Raw genomic sequence first — 20,534 nt, 5'->3', positions numbered from 1 at the left:
TCGGTGGGGTGGACGCTGAGCGTGCGGGGCCGCCCCGGCGGCCGACCCCGCAGGAGGTGGCGGCGGCGGCCGGCCGAGGTCTGCCGGACATCATCGGCCCCGGGCTGCGCGTGCTGTTCTGCGGCTACAACCCGGGCCTCTACTCGGCCGCGGTGGGGGAGCCGTTCGCCCGCCGGGGCAGCCGATTCTGGCCGGCCCTGCACGGGGCCGGCTTCACCGACCGCCAGCTGCACTCGTGGGAACGCGACGAGCTGCTGCGGCAGGGCCTGGGCATCACCAGCCTGAGCAACCGGGCCACCGCCCGCGCCGCCGAACTGACGTCGGGGGAGTTGGTGGCCGGGGTGACCGGGTTGGCGGTGAAGGCCGAGCGCTACCGGCCGCGCTGGGTGGCGATCCTCGGGGTGACCGCGTACCGGATCGCCTTCGCCCGCCCGGAGGCCGCGCTGGGCCCGCGACCGGAGCGGCTGGGCCCGGCCCGGGTCTGGGTGCTGCCGAACCCCAGCGGCCTGAACGCGCACTTCCCCCTGCCGGCATTGACCGCCGAGTTCGCCAAGCTGCGGCGGGAGCTCGACTCCTAGCCGGCCGCGGCGACCAGCCCCTGGTAGTACGGCTGCATCGCCGGGTGGTACTCGTCGAACTCCGGGCGGGGTGAGCCGTCCCGGGAGGCGACCAGCAGGTCCAGGTAGTACTCCCAACCGGCGCCCACCTCGGCGATGCCCTCCACGCTGCTCAGGTGCTGCACGAACCGCAGCTCGGTGGTGCCGCCGGTCTCAGTCAGCGACAGCTCCAGCAGCCAGCTGCCGTAGCTGTCGACCATCGACACGGCGAGGCGCTGGAGCGGTTCGCACGCGTCGATGTGCACCTCACACCAGGGCTGCCCCTCCTCGTACGCCATCTGGACCCGGATGGTCCGTCCGGGCCCGGCCTCGCCCTCCCACGGGCCGAACCAGCGGGCCGTGCGCTCCGGCTCGGTCAGGCTGGCCCAGACGTCCGCCACCGGGGCGCGGAAGGTCCGGGTGAGGACGAGATCGTGCCCGGTGGCGGTGCGGAACAGGCGTCCGGCGGGTGTGCGGGTCATGCCGTGTGCTCCCTTCGGTGTTCCGCCGGGCCGCGGCTGCGGCGCTCTCGGCGGGTGCGATAGACCTCGGTCTCCAGCGCGTCGAGGTGCCGCTCCCACCTGTCGACAGTGGTGAGCGCGGTGAGCCAGTCGAGCAGCGGGGCGAGTGGGCCCGGGTCGAGCCGGTAGATCCGCTGCCGTCCGACCAGCTCGTCACGGACCAGCCCGCTCTCGCGCAGCACCCGTAGGTGGCGGCTGATGGCGGGCCGGCTGATCGTGAACCGCTGGGCGATGCCGCCGGCGGAGAGGGGCTCGTCACGCAACATGGTCAGGATGTGCCGCCGTACCGGGTCCGCGATCGCGACGGCCACCTCATCCACCCGACAAGCGTAACGTACAGGTTACGCTTCTGCCCGTTGTGGGCCTCCGACACCGCAGAACGCTGCGTCGATGGTGGGCACATGATCACCTGACCTGGCACCCTGGACGGCATGGCCGCCCTGCTCCGCTCCCGCCTGACCGACTGGACCGTCGCCGTACCCGTGCTCGCTGTGCTGGTGCTGATCCTCACCTGGGGGCGGAACCTGCCCGGCCCGATCATCGTGGTGGTCGCGCTGCTGCTGGGCGGTGCCGTGCTCGCGGCCGTGCACCACGCGGAGGTGGTCGCCCACCGGGTGGGGGAGCCGTACGGGTCGCTGGTGCTCGCCGTCGCGGTCACCGTGATCGAGGTCGCGCTCATCGTCACGCTGATGATCAGCGGACCGGAGAAGACCCAGTCGCTCGCCCGTGACACCGTCTTCGCCGCCGTCATGATCACCTGCAACGGGATACTCGGCCTGTCCCTGCTGCTCGGGGCGTTGCGCCGTCGCGTCGCGGTGTTCAACCCGGAGGGCACCGGCGGGGCCCTGGCCACCGTGATCACCCTGGCCACCCTGAGTCTGGTCATCCCGACCTTCACCACGGCCCGGCCCGGCCCGGAGTTCAGCCCGGCCCAGCTCGCCTTCGCCGCCGTCGCGTCGCTGGCCCTCTACGGGCTGTTCGTGCTCGTGCAGACCGGACGGCACCGCGACTACTTCCTGCCCGTCGACAGCCGGGGTCAGGTGATCGACGCGGAGGAGCACGCCAAGCCGCCGACCACCCGCGCCGCGCTGGTCAGCCTGGGGCTGCTGCTGGTGGCGCTGGTCGCGGTGGTCGGCGACGCCAAGACCGTCTCCCCGACCATCGAGGCCGGCGTCGCCGCGGCGAACCTGCCGCACGCGTTCGTCGGCGTGATCATCGCCCTGCTGGTGCTGCTGCCGGAGACCCTGGCCGCCGCCCGCGCCGCCCGTCGCGACCGCGTGCAGATCAGCCTGAACCTCGCGCTCGGCTCGGCGATGGCCAGCATCGGTCTGACCATCCCGGCCATCGCGATCGCCTCGATCTGGCTGGACGGCCCGCTGCTGCTCGGCCTCGGCGGCACCCAGCTCGCCCTGCTCGCGCTCACCGCCGTGACCGCCGTCCTCACCGTGGTGCCCGGCCGGGCCAACGTGTTGCAGGGCGGCGTACACCTGGTGTTGCTGGCCGCCTTCGTCTTCCTGGCCGCCAGCCCCTGACCCGCACGGCCCGTCGGGTCAGCCCGCCGGCCCGCCGGCCCGCCCGGCCCGCGTGGCCCGCATGGCGCGCCGGTCAGCCGGCGGGTGGCGGGTCGCCCGCGAGGCGCTCCGCGCGGGCGTTCAGGTAGCGCTGCTGCGCCAGGTTCGTCGAGCGCGCCGCCGCCATCCGGTACGCCTCCCGCGCCGCGACCCGATCACCCTCCAGCTCCCACAGGTGAGCGCGGGCGGCCGGTAGTCGCGGGTCGTCGGCGAGACGGGGATCGTCGGCCAAATCGGCGAGCAGCGCCAACCCGGCCGGCGCGCCCCGGCTCATGGCCACCGCCACCGCGTGGTTGAGCGCCACCACCGGGTTGTCGGACATGCCGAGGAGCACCTCGTACAGCGCGGTGATCTGCGCCCAGTCGGTGGCCGTCGCGCTGGGTGCCTCGTCGTGCACGGCCGCGATGGCCGCCTGGAGCTGGTACGCCCCGACCACCCCGCGCGGCAGCGCCCCGCTGATCAGCTCAACCCCCTCGGCGATCTGGTCGGCCCGCCACCGGGCGCGGTCCTGCTCGGCCATCGGCACCAGCTCGCCGTGCGGGCCGATTCGTGCCGGCGCCCGGGCGTCGGTGAGCAGCATCAACGCGAGCAGCCCGGTGACCTCCGGGTCATCCGGGACCAGCCGGCGCACCAGGCGGGTCAGCCGGATCGCCTCGGCGGTCAGGTCGGCGCGCAGCAGCCCGGGCCCGGCCGTGCGGGCGTACCCCTCCGTGAAGATCAGGTAGAGCACGTGCAGCACGGCGGCGAGCCGGTCGGCGCGCTCCGCGCCGGTGGGCGGCGCGAACCGCAGCCCACTGTCGCGGATCCGCTGCTTGCCCCGACTGATCCGTCGGGTCATCGTCGCCTCCGGCACCAGGAAGGCGCGCGCCACCTCGGCGGTGCCCAACCCGCCCACCGCCCGCAGGGTGAGCGCGATCTGCGACGCCGCCGACAGAGCCGGGTGGCAGCACAGGAACAGCAGGATGAGCGTGTCGTCGGCGTCCGCCGGTGGGCGGTCGGCGGCGGGGGCACGCCACTGCTCCGGCAGCACCCACCGCGCCACCGTGTCCTCCCGCCGCATCCGGGCCTGCTCGCGACGCAGCAGGTCGGTCAGCCGACGCGACGCCACGGTGATCAGCCAGCCACGAGGATTGTCCGGTACGCCGTCGCGCGGCCAAGCGTCCACCGCGGCGATCAGCGCTTCCTGCACCGCGTCCTCGGCCGTGTCGAAGTGCCCGTAGCGGCGGACCAGCGCGCCGAGGACCTGCGGCGCCAGCTCGCGCAGCAGGTCCTCGGCGGGAGTCTCCGGCACCGGGTCAGCCGGCCAGGTCCTCGACACCGTCGAGCACCGGCCGCACGTCCACGTACCCACCGGGGGCGTCCGGGTCGACCAGGCCGGCGGCGATCTCGGTGGCCCGGTCGAAGCTGGCGCACTCCACGATGGTGTAACCGGCGAGGACCTCCTGCGTCTCCGGGTACGGGCCGTCGGTGACCACGGGTGCCCCCTCGCGTACCTGCACCCGGCGGGCGTGCACCGGCTCGCTCAGGCCCCGGGCGTCGACCAACTCCCCGGACTGGGCCAGCGCCTGGTGGAAGGTCTCCATGTGCTGGTGCATCGCCGCGATCTGCTCGGCCGACATCGCCGGCCGGTCGGAAGCCCGCCCCGACAGCACGTCATAGTCCTGCTGCGACCCGTAGAGCAAAATCATGTACTTCACAGCCCACCTCCTCCTCCTGCCAGGAGCGCCACCCCGACGCCCCCACAGGAAACGTCGAACCCCAACCCCCCACCCGGACACACCCCCCCGGGCCTACCTCCCCCACCCGAACCGGTGATCATGAAGTTAGCGTCACGACACGCCGAGTGGGATGACGCTAACTTCATGATCACCGGGAGGCGGCCCAGCCGGGGGCCGGGGCGCGTGAACCGTGCGGCAGCGCGGTGCGTGGAACCGGTGACGGGCGTTTCGGTCGTGTCGTCGGGGTACTACCAGCACGAGCACCGAGGTCTGGGGAGGCACAGTGGCGGCACGGTTCGGACGCGACGCGCGGGGCCCGTTGGCGGGACTGCTGATCGCCGCGCTGGTCTCCCTCGCCTGCGCCGGCGGTGGGCTGGCCGAGCCGGAGGCCGAACGCCCCGGGGCGAACCCCTCGGCCGCCTCGCCGGGGCCGAGCACCACCCGGGCCGACAGCACCACAAGCGTCGCCGAGTTCAAGCAGGACGTTGCCGACGCGCAGGCGGTCGCCGAACGGTACTGGGCGGCCCAGTTCAAGGAGTCCGGGCAGCGGTTCCGACCGATCCGGCGGATCACCCCGTACCAGCGCGACGGCGAGGTGTCCTGCGGCGGCCAGCCGTTGCCCCGCAACAACGCCGTCTACTGCTCGCAGGGCGACTTCATCGCGTACGACATCGCCTGGTCGGTGGCGGCGTTCCGCCAGGTCGGCGACGCGTTCGTGTTCTACCTGCTCGGGCACGAGTACGCGCACGGCATCCAGGTGCGCCTCGGCATCAACTACAGCTTCACCATCCAGCAGGAGTTGCAGGCCGACTGCATGGCCGGGGCGTACCTCGGCGACTCGGTGCGCTCGCGTGCCCTGACCCTCGCCGAAGGTGACCTGGAGGAGTTCCGGGAGGGGGTGGCGGCGGTCGGCGACGACCCGGACCAGCCGTGGTTCGCGGAAGGGGCGCACGGCACCGCCGAGCAGCGCACCGACATGTTCTTCCGGGGTTACGAGGGCTCCCTGAAGGAGTGCGACCTGGGCTGAGCGGGGTTGCCCGGATCACCCTGGCGCCCGTTGCCGCCGCCGGCCAGCGGCGCTGCTGGCAGGATCGCGGTGTCGGTCACGACCCTGGAGGTTCCGCTGAGCAGCCATCACCCCGCCGCTGTGCTCTTCGACATGGACGGCACGCTGGTCGACAGCGAGAAGCTGTGGGACGTCGCGTTGCAGGAACTCGCGAAGGAGTACGGCGGGAAGCTCTCCGACGACGCCCGCCAGTCGATCATCGGCACCGCCATGGCCGAGTCGATGCGCATCCTGCACGACGACCTGGGGCAGCCCGAACGGGATCCGGAGATCAGCGCGGCGTGGATCAACGCCCGGATCCTGGAACTGTTCCGGACCGGTCTGCGCTGGCGGCCGGGGGCGTTCGACCTGTTGCGCGCGGTCCGCACGGCGGGAATCCCCACGGCGCTGGTCACCTCCAGCCCTCGGGCGCTGGTCGAGATCGCCCTGGACACCCTCGGTCGGGACAACTTCGACACGGTGGTCGCCGGCGACGAGGTGGTGGCGGCCAAGCCGCACCCCGAGCCCTACCTGACCGCGGCCCGGCTGCTGGGTGTGCCGATCGAGCGCTGCGTGGCGATCGAGGACTCACCGACCGGGGTGGCCAGCGCGCTCGCCTCCGGCGCGGCGGTCCTGGCCGTTCCGGCGGAGGTGGCGTTGCCGAGCACTGTCGGCGTACACCAGGTGGAGAGCCTGACCGGCGCGGACCTGGAGCTGCTCGCGGCCCTGCTGACCGATCGGGCCGCGGCGACCGGCTGACGAGCCCGGCACGGGTCGGGGGCGCCCGCCGCGGTCACTGGCGCTCGGCGAAGACCGCGGCGACCACCTGGTAGCTGTCGAATGCCCGCGCGGCCCCCGCGTACGCGGCCAGGTGGATGAACAGCTCGACGATCTCCTCCCTGGTCACGCCCGAGGTCAGCGCGATGCGCAGCTGCCCGCGCAGCGGCTCGTGGGTGCCGAGGGCGGCGGCGATCGCCACCGAGACCAGGCACCGGCTGCGCAGGTCCAGGCCCTCCCGGGGCCAGGCCGCGCCGAAGGTCTGCACGGTGGCGAGACGACGAAAGTCGTGCCCCACCGGCGGCTCGCCCTCGCCGAGCGGTAGGACCAGCGGCTGCCCGAGCAGCCGCTCGGCGTTGTCGAGTGCCCGCTGGTAGGCGTCCTGATCGGTCATGTCACCGGCCCCGGTTCTCCGGCCGCCCGCTCGCGGGGCGGGCCGGCGCCCTGCCGGCAGCACCAGCCTGGCAGTCGCGAACGGGTGGTCGAGGGCGAATGGGACAGGCCGAGGCCCCCGGTCGCGCGGATGGCGACCGGGGGCCTCGGTAGTGCCGATCAGTCGTGGGCGATGGCGCCCAGGACGTTGATCCGGGCCGCCCGGACGGCCGGGAGCACCGCGGCCACGACGCCGATGATGGCGGCGAGACCGAGGAAGACACCCATCTGCCCCCAGGGCAGGATCAGGTCGGTGATGCCCTCGTCCTTGAGGGCCTCGACCACCGCGGCGCCGAGGCCGGTGCCGACCGCCACGCCGAGCAGCGCGCCGAACACCGAGATCACCACCGCCTCAACGGTGATCATGCCCATGGTCTGCGAGCGGCGTAGGCCGATCGCCCGCAGCAGACCCAACTCGCGGGTCCGCTCCAGCACCGACAGGGCCAGGGTGTTGATGATGCCCAGAACGGCGATCACGATGGCCAGCGCGAGCAGGATCTGGATCATCGTGAGCAGCCCGTCGAGCGAACTGGTCTGCTGCTTGATGAACGCGTCCCGGTCGGCCACCGACACCTCGGGGCTGTCCGCGAGCAACGCTTCCACCTGCGGCTGAACGTCGGACACCCGGGTGCCCGGGGCCAACTGGATGAAGCCCTGGATGGGCTGCGGGATGGCGAAGTCCTTCGCCGCGGTCGCCGGCAGGGTCACCGGGTTGGTCAGCTGCGACGACTCGTAGATGCCGCTGATCGTGTAGGTGCGTGCCTCGCCCCGGGTCAGTTGCACGTTGACCGTGGAGCCCACCGACCAGCCACGGGAGGTGGCCGTGTCGGAGCTGGCGAGCATCTGGGTCGGCCCGAGCCGGTCGATGTCACCGGCGGTGGGTTTCGCGCCGAAGATCTGCCGCAGCGACGCGATGTCGCTGCTCGCCGCGACCCAGGTGCTCTCGCCGTCGATCCGCCCCATGTCGCCGTACTCGCCGTCGACCATCCGCACACCGGGCAGGGCCTTGGCCCGGTCCAGTACCCCCGGGTCGAAGGTCGGCGGACGCGGGCCGCCCTGCTGGCCGGCGATCACCAGCTCCGCCTTGATGGTGTCCTTGGCGAGCGCGCTGATGCTGCCCTTGGCCGAGTCGAGGATGACCGTGACGCCGGTGACCAGCGCGATGCCGACCATCAGCGCGGCGGCCGTGATCGCCGTACGGCGCGGGTTGCGCCCGGAGTTGAGCCGGCCCAGCTTGCCCGGCACCGACCAGGAGAAGATCGCGCCGAGCAGGCTCACCACCGGCCGGCTGATCAGCGGGGTCAGCAACGCCACCCCGATGAAGGCGAACAGCACCCCACCGAGGATGGTGGCCAGCGTCTGACCGCCGGCGTTGCCGCTGAGCCCGAGGAACAGCAGCACCGCGCCGACGCCGGTGACCAGCGACCCGGCCACGGTGACCTTGGTCAACGGCCGGTCCGGGGTGGCCACGTCCTGCATGGCCGCGATCGGCGGGATCCGGGACGCCCGCAGCGCCGGCAGCAGCGCCGCCACCACGGTGATCACCAGACCGACGCCGAACGAACCGATCACCGCAGCTGCCGGCACACCGATCCCGGCCAGGGTGAGCCCGCCGGCGAGCTTGCCGAACAGGAACGCCAGCAGCGCACCCACCCCGATGCCGGCCGCGAGGCCGAGCACCGACGCGATCAGACCCACCGCGATGGCCTCCAGCACCACCGAACCGATGATCTGCCGGCCGCTGGCCCCGATGGCGCGCATCAGCGCCAACTCCCGGGTCCGCTGCGCCACGATGATCGAGAAGGTGTTGAGGATCAGGAAGGTACCCACCAGCAGCGCCACCGCGGCGAAGCCGAGCAGGATCTTGTTGAAGAAGGACAGGCCCTCCTTCAGGCTGGCCGAGGCGTCCGCGGCCACCTGCTCGCCGGTCTTCACCTCGAAGTCCGCGCCCAGGGTGCGGGCCACGTCGTCGCGCAGCTTCTCGTCGGAGACCCCGTCGGCGGCCTGCACGGTGATGCTGCTGAACACGTCCGGCTCGCCCAGCATCAGCCGCTGCGCCACCGGCGTGGTGAAGAAGACCTCGTTGACCCCGCCGATCGAGTCCCGGTCACCGCTGTAACCGAACACGCCGACCAGAGTGAAGTCCCGCTTCTTCGACTCGAACGCGGTGAGCACGCCGACCTTCTGGCCGACCTGCACCTTCGCGGCCGTGGCCAACGCCTTGTTGATGACGATCTCGTCCTCGGCCTGCGGCGCGCGCCCCTCCCGCAGCTGCAGCAGCTCACTCTCGCCAGTCCAGTTCTCGCCCAACTGCGGCGGGCCGAACGAGGTGACCACCTTGCCGTTGCTGCCGATCACCCGGGCGCCGTCGGCGTTGACCACACCCGTCGCCGAGGCCGCCCCCGGCACCTGCTTCACCCGGTCCACCAGGGTGGCCGGCAGCGGGGCGACGGTCTGCTCGCCCTCCATCTCGTTGACCTGCACCTTCGGCTTCGCCGCGACGTTCACGTCGATCTCGGAGAAACCGTCGGCGAAGACCGAGTCGAAGGAGCGACCCAGCGTGTCGGTGAGCACGAACGCGCCGGAGACGAACATCACCCCGAGCACCACCGCCAGGCCGGACAGGATCAGCCGGACCTTACGGGCCAGCAGACTCTTCAGCGTCGCGCGGAACATCAGTTGCCCACCTCGGCCGCAGTGTCCAGCTTCTTCATGGTGTCCAGCACCGTCTCGGCGGTCGGCTCGATCAGCTCCGAGACGATCTCGCCGTCGGCGAGGAAGACCACCCGGTCGGCGTACGCGGCGGCCGTCGGGTCGTGGGTGACCATCACGATGGTCTGGCCGTGCTCGCGCACCGAGTTACGCAGGAAGTTGAGCACCTCCGCACCGGAGCGCGAGTCCAGGTTGCCGGTCGGCTCGTCCGCGAAGATCACCTCGGGGCGGGAGACCAGCGCCCGGGCGCACGCCACCCGCTGCTGCTGCCCACCGGAGAGCTGCGCCGGCCGGTGGTCCAACCGGTCCTTCAGACCCACCGTCTCGATCACCGTGTCGTACCAGGCCGGGTCCGGCTTGCGCCCGGCGATCGACAGCGGCAGCAGGATGTTCTCCTTGGCGGTCAGCGTCGGCAGCAGGTTGAACTGCTGGAAGATGAAGCCCACCTTGTCGCGTCGCAGCTTCGTCAGCCCCGCGTCGCCCAGCCCCGTGACGGTCGTCTCACCGATCGCCACCGTCCCCCGGGTCACCGAGTCCAGACCGGCCAGGCAGTGCATCAGCGTCGACTTACCGGAACCCGAGGGGCCCATGATCGCGGTGAAGCGGCCACGTTCGAACTCCGCGCTGACCCCCCGCAGCGCGATGACCTGAGCCTCGCCGCTGCCGTACACCTTCCACACGTCGTTCGCCCGGGCCGCGGCCTGCGCCTGCTGGCCTACCGTCGCGGTCACGTCATCTACCTCTTCCGTCTGTCCGAAAATGCACGCCGCCCCCCGATGGTCCGGCGCGACTGTTCAATCATCGGTGCTGCGTACGCCCGTTCCGTCCAACCCTGGGGGGACCCGGGGCGGATTTCCCGCTGCGGGTGCACCCCCATGTCTGATCAGGGTTGCCCCTGAGTCGACGGCCGGTCGACCCTTTTTCCCCGGCGTCGGGCGGCAGCACCGACACTTGCACCTGACGCCACAGGAGGGTCAACCGAACCAGGCCATCTCCGGTCACGGTAGGTGACGACGGCAACGGTGGCCGTCCCCCCACGGAGGGATCTTCGAGTACGCCGAGTGAGGTACCCGGGCCGGTGCGGCTACGCCCGAGGGCGGACCAGCCCCGACTCGTACGCCAGCACCACCGCCTGCACCCGGTCGCGCAGCCGCAGCTTGGTCAGCACGTGCCCGACGTGCGTCTTGATGGTGGTCTCGCTCACCGACAGGACGGTCGCGATCTCGGCGTTGGACAGCCCCCGGGCGACCTGCACGAGCACCTCGCGCTCGCGGTCGGTGAGCGCGTTCAGCGCCGCCGACGGTGTCGCCGCCGGGTCGGGCAGCAGCTCGGCGAAGCGGTCCAGCAGTCGCCGCAGGATCCGAGGTGTCACCACCGCGTCCCCGCCGGCGACCGTGCGGATCGCCGCGATCAGATCCTCGGCCGGCACGTCCTTGGCCAGGAACCCGCTGGCGCCGGCCCGCAACGCGCCCACCACGTACTCGTCCAGGTCGAAGGTGGTGAGCACCAGCACCCGCACCGGCAGTCGGGCGTCGACGATCGCCCGGGTCGCCGCCACCCCGTCCATCCTTGGCATCCGGATGTCCATCAGCACGACGTCGGGCAGCAACCGGCGGGACAGCTCCACCGCCTCCACGCCGTCACCGGCCTCCGCCACCACGTCCAGGTCGCTCTCGGCGCCCAGCACCATCCGGAACCCGGTCCGCAGCAGCGGCTGGTCGTCGGCGAGCAGGATCCGCACCGGCCGCGCCGAGGGCGCCTGATCGCTCATTCCGTCTCCCGTCCCCGCCCCGACGCCGTGTTGCGCACGCGTCATCCTCGCGCACCCGGGCCGTCCGAGGGGCGATCAGCCCGCCGGTGCGCCGCCAACCTCGTTGAACCGGGTGAGTATGCAGGCACCTGGCCATTCCGATCGATGGTGGATAAGGTCGGCGTGCCGAAGGCATCCGGAGAGGAACAGTCATGCTTTGGACGAGGGACGTTCCAGTCATGTCGTGCATATTCTTTGATTTCTTCGGAACGCTCGTGAACTATTCGCCGAGCCGCACGGAGCAGGGCTTCCACGAATCCCATGCTCTGCTCCGGAAGCTGGGGGTGGAAATAGGGTACGCGGAATTTCTCAACGAATGGTCCATCGAGTCGACGCGGTTCGACGAGATGACTCGCGTAAACAATCGCGAATTCTCGATGGAGGACGTCACCGCGGCGTTCTTGGGGCGGCTGCTCAAGGGCGACCCCGGCAGCGATACGGTGGCACGCTTCGTTGACGTGTACCTTGTCGAGTGGAATCGCGGAGTCACATATCGTCCCGATGTGCCGGGGATCATCGAGACGCTTGCTGAACGCTTTCGGCTTGCCGTCGTCACCAACACTCACAAGGCTGACCTGGTGCCCCGTCATCTGGCCGCCATGGGAATCTCCGGTCTGTTCGAGACAGTTGTGACGTCGCTGGAGGTGGGCTGGCGGAAGCCCCACCCCGCGATCTTCGCCGAGGCGCTGCGCCAGATGCGGACCGACGGGGCCGACGTCCTGTTCGTCGGCGACGATTACACGGCCGACTACCTCGGATCGGTGGCGGCGGGAATCAAGGTGTTCCTGATCGACCCAGGGCGCCGGTTCACCATTCCGGAAGAACACCGCCTGGAGAGCCTGGGCCAGGTGTTGGTCAAGCTCCCGCCACTCCGGTGATGTCAGCGGCCCTCGGTGGGTCGACCGCCGTTGTCGGCTTCGGCAGGCCGTAGGCGGGATCGGCCGCGACGGCATAGGACGTGAGGTGGGGAGGCGGATCGCACAGCCCGTGGTCGACCGCCCGCTTGGCCTGCAACCATCGCTGCTCGACCAACATTTCGATGGGTTCCGGGTTGCTGAACTCGGACGTGGCCAGTCGCAGACAGTCCTCGCGAAGTCCGCGCATCCGACGCAGCACCTCCAGGGGCGCTCCGCTGTCCATAACCAGGCCGGCGAGAACGCCCTCCCGCTCGCTGTCCTCCGCGCCCTGCTGGCCCCATACCGCCGTCAACGCCGAGGCCACTCTCTGCCTGTGCTCGGACGACTCTGCCGACAGGGCACACACCACGGGCAGTGTGACGAGGCCACGTCGAGCGTCCTCCCGCACGTCCATCAATTCGTCTGCGGCCTGGCGTAACCGCCCGATGCCCGACGCCACGAACCGCCGATGCGGCGAGAACTCTTGCCCTGTCTCGAGACAGGCAGCACCGAACATCAACTCGTTGACCGCGGAACCGAACAGCCGTGAGTCGGAAGAGTTCCAGTACACGTCGGCCAACACCTCGTACTGGGTGACGTCGTAGCTGTTTTTCAGGTCACGCGTCATCGCGGTGAGAGTGCGTATTGCCAGCCCTGCAATGAGCGCGGGAAGGCCAGCAGCACAGTCCGACACCAGCGCATAGCCCGCGTTCGTCAGCATCGCCGTCGCGGTCGCGGAACCGAGATCTCCGCGCCAGAGCTCCTCACCGCGCCGGTGAATGGGAGCGCCGCCGTCCAGCACGATGTCGATGCCCATCAAGGGGTAGCTGTAGGCCAGGAGGCATCCGACGACCGCGTCAAGTCGCTGTGGAGGATGATTCAGTGCTCTCGAGCAGCCCAGATAGGGCAGCGAGTGGCGGTACGTAAAGTCCGTCGTTCGAGGAGCGTTGAAGCCCATCTCGGCGAGGCAGTCGGCGGCGCGTTGATCGATCAGGCGCAGGTCTTCCTCGAACATTCGCACCAGTGACGCGAGTATGTCCTGGTCCGTGGTCCGTGCAGCCGAGAACGAAGTGGTCCCGCTCGCTACCCCACCTTCGTCCACGTGAAGTCCCCCTTTCTCGACCGCGGTTCCTCGATGCCTATCCACACGCCGTCGATCCGCCCGCCATGCCGGGAGATCCGGCCGAGGAGCAGGCCGTGATACCTGCCGCGAGCGGTCACGCTCCGCCAGGAGCCGGAGAACGTTCCGTCGCTTGCCAGCGTCGCGGAGAACTCGTACGTCGTCTGCTTGAGCGGAAATGCGCCGTTGATGCGGGTGCTCGTGGACCTCCCCCGCAGCAGGAGTCCGATTTGCCTGATGGTCAGGTCCTCTTCGACCCGCACGATCTCCTGAGAATTGTCGTACTCGAAGTGGCCGGACCAATGCCCCTCTGCTCGGATCCCCTGAGGCGAGGAGAGGACCTTTCTTATCGTGCCGAGTGTGCGCGTCGATGCGAGTATGCCCAACAGCAGGACGGTCGCGCCGAGTAGTGCGGCGTTCACATTGGCCGGTTGGGAATCGGATTTGACGATAACGCTGAACGCGCCGCTGATTGCCGCACCGATGAATCCGCCAAGCGTAAGAAGTGCGACCTCGCGCCTCAGGTCCATCTTCGATCCCACTTCCTGGCTGTTGCCGAACGGGCTGCCGACCGAGCAACTCGTGCTGGAAAGGTGTTCGATCAGGCAGTGTCCGGCGCAGCATAACGGAACGCGGTTGACCGAACCAGGGGCCGAATTCCAGCGGCGCTGCTCCCGCCCTGCTCGCAACCGAAGTGATGATCAAGAGTCGATGAAGGTCAGAAGAGAATGCCCTCGGACCTTCGGGCAGCCGCTACCGCCGATAGTTGACGGGCACGATCCGAAATCGGCACTGTACCAATCATGATCGTCCATCTACACTCCGCTGACAGGTCAGCTCACGGACGTCATCTAGCGGGGAAGCGAAGGTCCTCGACGGATGGAGGGTTGGTGGAGTACTACATCAAGCTGCGCGACGTACCGGATGTGGAGCACCTTCGCCAAAAGGTCCGGCTCTGGGAAGATATCGGGGTATCCGGAGTCACCGTCTCTGACCATCTCTACACCAGTCGTGACGTCGACAAGGAACGTGCCGTGCAGCGCCGCCACGACCCGTACGTGCTGCTCGGGGCAGTGGGCGCACTGTCGGCGCGTCTCAACTTGGCCGTCCTCGTCGCCAACTCGTCGTACAGCAGCCCGTATCTGACCATCCGCCACTTCGTCGAACTCGCCCGACTTTACGGTGGCCGCCGGGTCTACGCGGGGTTCGGTGCGGGTTGGAACGCGGAGGAATTCGACGTGTTGGGCATGGAGATGCCACCGCACGCGCAACGGGTCGAACGGCTCGCCCAGACGGTCGCCGCGGCCCGGTCGCTCTTCGACACGGGAGGCGTGTCGCTCGATGGATCTGACCTGACGCTTCGGCGCGCCCCGCTCAGTCCCAGCGTCGACGAACCACCACGCCTGGCGGTCGGCGGCGGCTCCTCCGCGGTGATCCGCGTGGCTGCCGCGCACGCCGATCATCTCGACTTCGACGCACCGGCGCATCGTCTCCCGTTGACCCGATCGGTCGACGGCGCCATCACTCGGAGCCGGGATTTGGAAAGACGGATGCTGACCACCTTTGACGATCTTGCGCGGATGCGCCGCTACCTTGATGAACAACTCACCGCGAACGGACGGGCACGCGCCGCCGTAACCACCTCGATCAACATCACGGCTCTGCGCATACAGGAGAGGGACGCGGCGGACTGGCTGACGGCGTTGAACGACACCTACTCGCTGCGGCTACATGAGGGACATGTTCGAGAGGCAAGTAGGGCGAGTCCGTTTTTCCTGCTCGGGTCGGCAAGCGCGATCAGGGAGCGAATCGCACGATACCGAGCAGAGCTGGGCATGAAGTTCCTCGTGTTGCCGGACAGCCTGGACACGGAGCGACTGCTACGCGGCACCGCCTGAGCACAACCTGGTTTCGTCCGTGGCGACAGAGGGAGCGCAGGATGGTCGATCACATCCGGATGGCGGTAGCCGGCGTCGGCAACAACGTCTCGGCTCTGTTGCAGGGCATCGAGTACTACCGTCCCGGGCCCGGCGACCCGTCACTGGTGGGAGTCACCCACCCCGAACTGAACGGGATTCGCGTCGAAGAGATCCAGTGTGTCGCGGCCTTCGACGTGGATCCGACGAAGATTGGGCAGCCGTTGACCGAGGCGATCCACGGCAGCACCAACAACTTTCCCCAGATCGTCGACCTGGTCGGCGAGTCGGTCACCGTCGAGCAGGGGATCCTCAGCGACCAGATCCGGCCGTCCGGCGTGGAGCAGGTCGTCCAGCGTCTCCGGGACACCGAGGCCGAGGTTCTCCTGCTGTCCCTGCCCACGAGTCGACCCGCGGCAGCACTCGCCTATGCCGAGGCCGCGCTCTCGGCCGGTGTCGCCGTCGTCAATTGTTCGGCGGACCCCGTCGCCCGGGAACCGGGCCTGTTGCGTCGCTTCGCGTCGGCGTCGCTGCCCCTGCTGGGGGACGACCTGGCAAGCCAGTTCGGTTCGTCGCTCATCCACCGTGCGTTGCTCGATCTGCTGGCGCGTCGCGGCCTGCAGATCGACGGCACGTACCAGGTGAACCTCGGCGGCAACGAGGACTTCCGCAATCTTCGTGACGCCGGTGCGCCCAAGCTCACCTCGAAGCTGAACGTCCTCTCCACCGTTCCGGGTGTCGCATCGCTATCGGTGATCCCCTCCGGAGGTCACGTCCCCTTCCTGATGGACCGAAAAGTCGCCCACATCAGTATCGAGGGGCGTGGTTGGGCAGGCTCCCGGGTGGCGGTCGACGTGCGCCTGGAGGTCCAGGACTCGAGCAACGCCGCAGGGGTGATCGTCGACCTGGTGCGTATCGCAGCCGATGGGCGTCGACGCCGTGTCGGTGGCTTCCTTGGCGCTGCGTCCACACTTCTCAAGTCTCCGCCTCCCGCCGAGGACGGGTGGGAACGGTAGCGGCTGGCACCCAGGTGGGGCGGCTGAGAAGAACCCGACAATGGCATTTTCGACGTCTGGAGGGCGATGTGCCTGACATGACGGTTGTGGACTGCTCGATCGGCGAAGGTGGTGGCGGAGCCCTAAGGGCGGCCCTGCCCTTGGCAGTCCTGGCGGGTCAGCCACTTCGGCTGGTGAACATCCGAGCCAGCAGGCCGGATCGCTCACGTGGGGTCGGCTGGACCCACAAGAGCTACATCGACGCGGTCTGCCGCTGGACCTCCAGTACGGCGAGCCACATGATGGGCCGGACCGAGCTGACGTTCCGGCCGGGCGGCATCCCCGAGGGCGACGTACTGGCGGATCTCGACGATCCGGACGGGACGTTCGGTACCAACCTCGTGTCCGGGCGGCGGAACTACGCGGAGGCCAGCGACCACTTCGCGGAGAACATCGACAACGTCAACGGACGGGGTCTCATGGGCAACGCCGTGAGTGTCTTCTTCGTCGGCCTCCTCCCGCTCCTCTACGCGGCGCCCGCAACCGCGTCGATCGAAGTCTCGGGCGGGACGGAGACGCTCGGGGCCCCATTCGTCGATGTTGTCCGCAACATCCTCTACCCGGTTGCCAACGAGCTCACGGGTAGGAACGCGCAGCTCAGCGTCGAGCGGCGAGGGTGCATCGGCCGCGGCGGCGGCTTCGCGGTGGCGAGGCACCGGACCGACCGCAGCCGAGAGTCCGCACCGCGGCCGACTCCCGGCGATCCGATGAGCCCGGGTATCTCGGCCCGCTTCTACGTCTTCGGTGGTCATCGCTGGCGTCTGGAGATCGCCGAGAAGGCACTGAGACTCGCAGGGCAGCTCAGCTCCCGCCTGTCACGAGCGGTGTCGCCGGAAGTCGAGATGGTGCCCTACCCGGTCAACCGGGTCCAGGTCATGTTCCTCATCGGCGAAGGGCTGCACAGACGTGACGTCAGCTTCTGCTTCGAGGAGGCGGGCCACGGTGTGCTCGATGTCGAGACGGTGCTCGACCGACTACGTCCCGAATTGGAGTGCTCGGGCATGACCAGCCGTTTCATCGCTGAGCAGTTGCTGCCGTTGATGTGTACGAGACCCGGAACCTGGACGGTCACCACCGAACGCTTCACCCCGCATCTCCGTACGGTGGTGGGTTTGGCGGAAATCATCACCGGCCGGAAGATCGACGTCACCTCGTCCGGCCGCAGCGCCACAATTGTTGTGTCCTGAAGCGCAGTCGCCGCACGGGTCACTCGTCGGCGCCCGGCGCCACCGGGGTGGACCGGGAGTCGCGCAGCGGGTCGGCGCTCGCCGCGGCGACCGGAAATGGCGGTGGCGTGCCGCCGAAGCTGGGACAGAGCGCCTGGTGACTGCACCAGTCACAGAGCCGGCTCGGCCGGGGCCGAAAGTCCTGCCGGGCGGTGGCCTGCTCGATCGCCCGCCACAGCGCCACCACGGTGCGCTCGAAGCGGACCAGCTCGTCGGCGTCCGGGGTGTAATCCAACACCTCGGCGTCGCGCAGGTAGAGCAGCCGCAGCACCCGGGGCACCACGCCCCGGGTGCGCCACAGCACCAGGGCGTAGAACTTCAGCTGGAACAGCGCCCGCGCCTCGAACGCCTCCCGTGGAGCGCCGCCGGTCTTGTAGTCGACCACCCGCAGCGCGCCGTCCGGAGCGACGTCGAGCCGGTCGAGATAACCCCGGATCAGCAACTCCTCGTCGACGACCGCGGAGATCAGGCTCTCTCGTTCGGCCGGCTCCAGCCGGGTCGGGTCCTCCACCGCGAAGTAACCCTGCAACAACCCGGCGGCGGAGCGGAGGAACTCCACCGGGCCGGCCGGCTCCGCGCCGTCGAAGATCCCGGCCAGCTCCGGCTGCTCGGTGACCAGCCGGTCCCACTGGGGGGCCACCAGGTCGCCGGCCGCCTCCGGTGTGCGGCCGGTGGCGGGCAGGTCGAACAGGCGCTCCAGCACCGCGTGCACCAACGTGCCCCGGGCCTGCTCGATGGTGGTGCGCTCGGGTAGCCGGTCGATGCTGCGAAACCGGTAGAGCAGCGGGCAGGTCTTGAAATCCGCCGCCCGCGACGGGGACAGCGAGGCCCGCACCGTCGGCGGCGCCTGCACCGCGGGGGAGGGTTGGGAGGTGGTGACCGATTCCGCCGTCATGTCGGCAAAGGTTAGGGCACCGGTGTGACACCGACCGCCGCCCGCCCCACACAGCGACGGTCCGTAGCATCGTGGCGATGGAGCAGACAACCCGGCCGCCGCGCCGACCAGACCGACGCCTCGGCCTGAACGTCGGCCGGGTGTTCGGGGTGCCACTGCACCTCAACGGCTCCATGGTCCTGCTCGCGGTGCTCATCGCGGTGCTGTACGGCGAGTTCGCCCGCCGACAACTGGACCTGCCGCAGCTCAGCGGCTACCTGATCGGCTTCGGGTTCGTCGTGTCGCTGCTCGGCTCGGTGCTGCTGCACGAGCTGGGCCACGCCCTCACCGCCCGGCGCTACGGCATCGGTGTGCGCGGGATCACCCTGGAGCTGCTCGGCGGCTACACCGAGATGGACCGGGACGCCCCGTCGCCCCGCGTCGACCTGCTGGTCTCGCTGGCCGGCCCGGCGGTCTCCGCGGTGCTCGGCGTCCTGGCCGTGGCCGCCACGCTGGCCCTGCCCGAGGGGACCGTGGCGCACCAGCTCGCCTTCCAGCTCGCGGTCAGCAACGTCATCGTGGCGCTGTTCAACAGCCTGCCCGGGCTGCCGCTCGACGGCGGCCGGGCGTTGCGCGCCGCCGTCTGGGGTCTGACCCGCGACCGGCACCTCGGCACCGAGGTCGCCGGGTGGGCCGGCCGGGTCGTCGCCGTGGCCACCGCGGCCCTGGTCCTGCTGCTCACCGTCGAGCGGCGACTGGCGCCGCTGGCGCTGCCACTGATGCTGCTGGTCGCCGTCACCCTCTGGCGCGGCGCCGGTCAGTCGATCCGGGCCGCCCGGGTCAGCCGCCGGTTCCCGCTTATCGACCTGGCCCGGCTGGCCCGCCCGGCCTGGCCGGTGCCCACCGGTACGCCACTGGCCGAGGCCCAGCGCCGACACGCCGAGAGCGGACAGCCCGGCTCCGCGCTGCTGGTCACCGACTCCACCGGTCGACCGGTGGCGCTCGTCGACCCGGCCGCCGCCGACGCGGTGCCCGTCGAGCGCCGACCGTGGCTGGCGGTGGACGCCGTCGCCCGGTCACTGGGCACACTTCCCACGTTGCCCGTCGGGTGGGACGGCGAGCGGGTGATGGAGGCCGTACAGACCCACCCGGGCGCGCAGTACGTGGTGACGTCAGGCGAAGATGTCGTCGGCATTCTGCACATCGCGGACCTGGCACAGCTCCTCGAACCCAACCGGAAGATGACACCGTGACCGCAACTCCCTCCACCGTCGCCGCCGACCCCGCCAACCCGGCGCTGACACCCGTGCACCGGGGGCCGTTCCGGCCCGGCGACCGGGTCCAGCTGACCGACCCCAAGGGGCGGATGCACACCGTGACGCTGGAGCCCGGCAAGGAGTTCCACACCCACCGCGGCATCCTGGCGCACGACACGCTGATCGGGCTCCCCGACGGCAGCGTGGTGACCACCGCCGGTGGCGGCACCGCGTTCCTGGCCCTGCGTCCGCTCCTGTCGGACTACGTGCTGTCCATGCCGCGCGGCGCCCAGGTGATCTACCCGAAGGACTCGGCGCAGATCGTCGCGATGGGCGACATCTTCCCCGGCGCGAAGGTCCTCGAGGCCGGCGCCGGCTCCGGCGCGCTGAGCTGCTCCCTGCTGCGCGCCGTCGGCACCGAGGGCGAACTGCACTCGTTCGAGCTGCGCGACGACTTCGCCCAGATCGCCAAGCGCAACGTCGAGGCGTTCTTCAACGGGCCGCACCCCTCGTGGAACCTGCACGTCGGCGACGTCGCGCAGTGCCAGGAGACCGGCTTCGACCGGATCATCCTGGACATGCTGACCCCCTGGGAGACCCTCGACATGGTCGAGCGGGCGCTGGTGCCCGGTGGGGTGTTCATCGGCTACGTCGCCACCACACCGCAGCTCTCCGAGCTGGTGGAGGCGCTGCGTGAGCGCGGCGGCTGGACCGAGCCACGGGCCTGGGAGTCCCTGGTGCGCGACTGGCACGCCGAGGGGCTCGCCGTCCGCCCGGACCACCGGATGATCGCGCACACCGCCTTCCTGGTGTCCGCGCGCAAGCTGGCCCCGGGGGTCACCGCGCCGCCGCGCCGGCGCAAGCCCAGCAAGGGCACCGAGGCGTACGCGCAGCGCCGCCAGGACCTGCGCGAGGCGGAGGCAGCCCGACAGGCCGCGGCCGCCCAGGCGGCAGGCGCGCAACCCAACGGTGCGGGGGAGATGGACAGGCCGTGACCATCGAGCTGGGT

At 70.2% G+C, this 20,534-nt stretch carries 21 protein-coding genes; 10 read left to right on the top strand and 11 right to left on the bottom strand.

All coding sequences use genetic code 11. The features are described 5' to 3' along the window. Nucleotides 1-8: 8 nt before the first annotated feature. Nucleotides 9-578, top strand: a complete 570-nt coding sequence (gene mug / locus ACFYL6_RS10120; protein ID WP_387169834.1) for a G/U mismatch-specific DNA glycosylase — start codon at nucleotides 9-11, stop codon at nucleotides 576-578. Here the strand turns inward: mug and ACFYL6_RS10115 are convergent. Beyond that, a complete protein-coding gene (locus tag ACFYL6_RS10115; protein ID WP_387169832.1) occupies nucleotides 575-1,078 on the bottom strand; it encodes an SRPBCC family protein in 504 nt (167 codons plus the stop codon). The two genes, mug and ACFYL6_RS10115, sit on opposite strands and share 4 nt — an antisense overlap. After that, complete coding sequence (locus ACFYL6_RS10110; RefSeq protein WP_387169830.1) at nucleotides 1,075-1,437, bottom strand: metalloregulator ArsR/SmtB family transcription factor; 363 nt, start codon at nucleotides 1,435-1,437, stop codon at nucleotides 1,075-1,077. The genes ACFYL6_RS10115 and ACFYL6_RS10110 overlap by 4 nt, the downstream gene beginning before the upstream one ends. A 111-nt stretch (nucleotides 1,438-1,548) precedes the next feature. Between ACFYL6_RS10110 and ACFYL6_RS10105 the strand changes: the two genes are divergently transcribed. Further along, nucleotides 1,549-2,649: a calcium:proton antiporter gene (locus ACFYL6_RS10105; protein ID WP_387169829.1), complete on the top strand. Its 1,101-nt coding sequence runs from the start codon at nucleotides 1,549-1,551 to the stop codon at nucleotides 2,647-2,649. A gap of 73 nt (nucleotides 2,650-2,722) precedes the next feature. Here the strand turns inward: ACFYL6_RS10105 and ACFYL6_RS10100 are convergent, their stop codons facing one another. Next, nucleotides 2,723-3,979 (bottom strand): RNA polymerase sigma factor, encoded by a 1,257-nt coding sequence (locus ACFYL6_RS10100; protein ID WP_387169827.1) that lies wholly within the window; start codon nucleotides 3,977-3,979, stop codon nucleotides 2,723-2,725. A 4-nt stretch (nucleotides 3,980-3,983) separates the two neighbouring features. After that, complete coding sequence (locus ACFYL6_RS10095; RefSeq protein WP_387170395.1) at nucleotides 3,984-4,376, bottom strand: YciI family protein; 393 nt, start codon at nucleotides 4,374-4,376, stop codon at nucleotides 3,984-3,986. Between the two features lie 313 nt (nucleotides 4,377-4,689). Here ACFYL6_RS10095 and ACFYL6_RS10090 point away from each other — a divergent pair, with 313 nt between their 5' ends. Then, complete coding sequence (locus ACFYL6_RS10090; RefSeq protein WP_387169825.1) at nucleotides 4,690-5,433, top strand: neutral zinc metallopeptidase; 744 nt, start codon at nucleotides 4,690-4,692, stop codon at nucleotides 5,431-5,433. Nucleotides 5,434-5,553: 120 nt separating this feature from the next. Beyond that, nucleotides 5,554-6,210: an HAD family hydrolase gene (locus ACFYL6_RS10085; protein WP_387170393.1), complete on the top strand. Its 657-nt coding sequence runs from the start codon at nucleotides 5,554-5,556 to the stop codon at nucleotides 6,208-6,210. A gap of 34 nt (nucleotides 6,211-6,244) precedes the next feature. Here ACFYL6_RS10085 and ACFYL6_RS10080 read toward each other — a convergent pair whose 3' ends face one another. The 4 genes from ACFYL6_RS10080 to ACFYL6_RS10065 all read right to left on the bottom strand — a co-directional run bounded on the left by ACFYL6_RS10080 (nucleotide 6,245) and on the right by ACFYL6_RS10065 (nucleotide 11,143). Continuing rightward, nucleotides 6,245-6,622: a carboxymuconolactone decarboxylase family protein gene (locus ACFYL6_RS10080; RefSeq protein WP_387169824.1), complete on the bottom strand. Its 378-nt coding sequence runs from the start codon at nucleotides 6,620-6,622 to the stop codon at nucleotides 6,245-6,247. 158 nt (nucleotides 6,623-6,780) lie between these two features. Further along, a complete protein-coding gene (locus tag ACFYL6_RS10075) occupies nucleotides 6,781-9,336 on the bottom strand; it encodes an ABC transporter permease (RefSeq protein ID WP_387169822.1) in 2,556 nt (851 codons plus the stop codon). Further along, a complete protein-coding gene (locus ACFYL6_RS10070) occupies nucleotides 9,336-10,103 on the bottom strand; it encodes an ABC transporter ATP-binding protein (RefSeq protein WP_124816963.1) in 768 nt (255 codons plus the stop codon). Before ACFYL6_RS10070 ends, ACFYL6_RS10075 begins: the two co-directional genes overlap by 1 nt. A gap of 353 nt (nucleotides 10,104-10,456) precedes the next feature. Next, the gene (locus ACFYL6_RS10065; protein WP_112673568.1) at nucleotides 10,457-11,143 is read right to left on the bottom strand and encodes a response regulator transcription factor; all 687 of its coding nucleotides are present in this window, start codon (nucleotides 11,141-11,143) and stop codon (nucleotides 10,457-10,459) included. A gap of 218 nt (nucleotides 11,144-11,361) precedes the next feature. On the opposite strand from ACFYL6_RS10065, the gene ACFYL6_RS10060 reads away from it, so the two are divergent. Further along, a complete protein-coding gene (locus ACFYL6_RS10060) occupies nucleotides 11,362-12,060 on the top strand; it encodes an HAD family hydrolase (RefSeq protein WP_387169819.1) in 699 nt (232 codons plus the stop codon). On the opposite strand, the gene ACFYL6_RS10055 is transcribed toward ACFYL6_RS10060, so the two are convergent. Further along, nucleotides 12,038-13,093, bottom strand: a complete 1,056-nt coding sequence (locus tag ACFYL6_RS10055) for a hypothetical protein (RefSeq protein WP_387169817.1) — start codon at nucleotides 13,091-13,093, stop codon at nucleotides 12,038-12,040. The genes ACFYL6_RS10060 and ACFYL6_RS10055 overlap by 23 nt on opposite strands. A 68-nt stretch (nucleotides 13,094-13,161) precedes the next feature. Beyond that, a complete protein-coding gene (locus ACFYL6_RS10050; RefSeq protein ID WP_387169815.1) occupies nucleotides 13,162-13,728 on the bottom strand; it encodes a hypothetical protein in 567 nt (188 codons plus the stop codon). Between the two features lie 360 nt (nucleotides 13,729-14,088). Here ACFYL6_RS10050 and ACFYL6_RS10045 point away from each other — a divergent pair, with 360 nt between their 5' ends. From ACFYL6_RS10045 to ACFYL6_RS10035, 3 genes are all read left to right on the top strand, one after another. Next, entirely contained in the window at nucleotides 14,089-15,096 is a 1,008-nt protein-coding gene (locus ACFYL6_RS10045) for an LLM class flavin-dependent oxidoreductase (protein WP_387169813.1), read from the top strand. 41 nt (nucleotides 15,097-15,137) lie between these two features. After that, nucleotides 15,138-16,130, top strand: coding sequence for an inositol-3-phosphate synthase (locus ACFYL6_RS10040; protein ID WP_387169811.1), 993 nt, complete (start codon nucleotides 15,138-15,140; stop codon nucleotides 16,128-16,130). A gap of 77 nt (nucleotides 16,131-16,207) precedes the next feature. Further along, nucleotides 16,208-17,356, top strand: coding sequence for an RNA 3'-terminal phosphate cyclase (locus tag ACFYL6_RS10035; RefSeq protein WP_387169809.1), 1,149 nt, complete (start codon nucleotides 16,208-16,210; stop codon nucleotides 17,354-17,356). A 19-nt stretch (nucleotides 17,357-17,375) separates the two neighbouring features. Here ACFYL6_RS10035 and ACFYL6_RS10030 read toward each other — a convergent pair whose 3' ends face one another. Further along, nucleotides 17,376-18,290 carry a PD-(D/E)XK nuclease family protein gene (locus ACFYL6_RS10030; protein ID WP_238661266.1) on the bottom strand — a complete coding sequence of 305 codons (915 nt, stop codon included), beginning with the start codon at nucleotides 18,288-18,290 and terminating at the stop codon, nucleotides 17,376-17,378. A 140-nt stretch (nucleotides 18,291-18,430) separates the two neighbouring features. Here ACFYL6_RS10030 and ACFYL6_RS10025 point away from each other — a divergent pair, with 140 nt between their 5' ends. After that, a complete protein-coding gene (locus ACFYL6_RS10025) occupies nucleotides 18,431-19,522 on the top strand; it encodes a M50 family metallopeptidase (protein ID WP_387170391.1) in 1,092 nt (363 codons plus the stop codon). Then, complete coding sequence (locus ACFYL6_RS10020; RefSeq protein ID WP_387169807.1) at nucleotides 19,519-20,520, top strand: tRNA (adenine-N1)-methyltransferase; 1,002 nt, start codon at nucleotides 19,519-19,521, stop codon at nucleotides 20,518-20,520. The genes ACFYL6_RS10025 and ACFYL6_RS10020 overlap by 4 nt, the downstream gene beginning before the upstream one ends. The last annotated feature ends 14 nt before the right edge of the window (nucleotides 20,521-20,534 follow it).

The sequence above is a fragment of the Micromonospora sp. NPDC007208 genome, assembly GCF_042869175.1.
GTDB lineage: Bacteria > Actinomycetota > Actinomycetes > Mycobacteriales > Micromonosporaceae > Micromonospora > Micromonospora foliorum.
The sequence above is the reverse complement of the archived record's forward strand: the minus strand, read 5'-3'. Positions and strand labels throughout refer to the sequence as shown.

Excerpts from the sequence above, each read along its gene's own strand:
- ACFYL6_RS10115 (WP_387169832.1), bottom strand. The coding sequence starts at position 1,078 with ATGACCCGCACACCCGCCGGACGCCTGTTCCGCACCGCCACCGGGCAC.
- ACFYL6_RS10105 (WP_387169829.1), top strand. The coding sequence starts at position 1,549 with ATGGCCGCCCTGCTCCGCTCCCGCCTGACCGACTGGACCGTCGCCGTA.
- ACFYL6_RS10095 (WP_387170395.1), bottom strand. The coding sequence starts at position 4,376 with ATGATTTTGCTCTACGGGTCGCAGCAGGACTATGACGTGCTGTCGGGG.
- ACFYL6_RS10080 (WP_387169824.1), bottom strand. The coding sequence starts at position 6,622 with ATGACCGATCAGGACGCCTACCAGCGGGCACTCGACAACGCCGAGCGG.
- ACFYL6_RS10075 (WP_387169822.1), bottom strand. The coding sequence starts at position 9,336 with ATGTTCCGCGCGACGCTGAAGAGTCTGCTGGCCCGTAAGGTCCGGCTG.
- ACFYL6_RS10065 (WP_112673568.1), bottom strand. The coding sequence starts at position 11,143 with ATGAGCGATCAGGCGCCCTCGGCGCGGCCGGTGCGGATCCTGCTCGCC.
- ACFYL6_RS10060 (WP_387169819.1), top strand. The coding sequence starts at position 11,362 with ATGTCGTGCATATTCTTTGATTTCTTCGGAACGCTCGTGAACTATTCG.
- ACFYL6_RS10055 (WP_387169817.1), bottom strand. The coding sequence starts at position 13,093 with ATGTTCGAGGAAGACCTGCGCCTGATCGATCAACGCGCCGCCGACTGC.
- ACFYL6_RS10050 (WP_387169815.1), bottom strand. The coding sequence starts at position 13,728 with ATGGACCTGAGGCGCGAGGTCGCACTTCTTACGCTTGGCGGATTCATC.
- ACFYL6_RS10040 (WP_387169811.1), top strand. The coding sequence starts at position 15,138 with ATGGTCGATCACATCCGGATGGCGGTAGCCGGCGTCGGCAACAACGTC.
- ACFYL6_RS10035 (WP_387169809.1), top strand. The coding sequence starts at position 16,208 with ATGACGGTTGTGGACTGCTCGATCGGCGAAGGTGGTGGCGGAGCCCTA.
- ACFYL6_RS10030 (WP_238661266.1), bottom strand. The coding sequence starts at position 18,290 with ATGACGGCGGAATCGGTCACCACCTCCCAACCCTCCCCCGCGGTGCAG.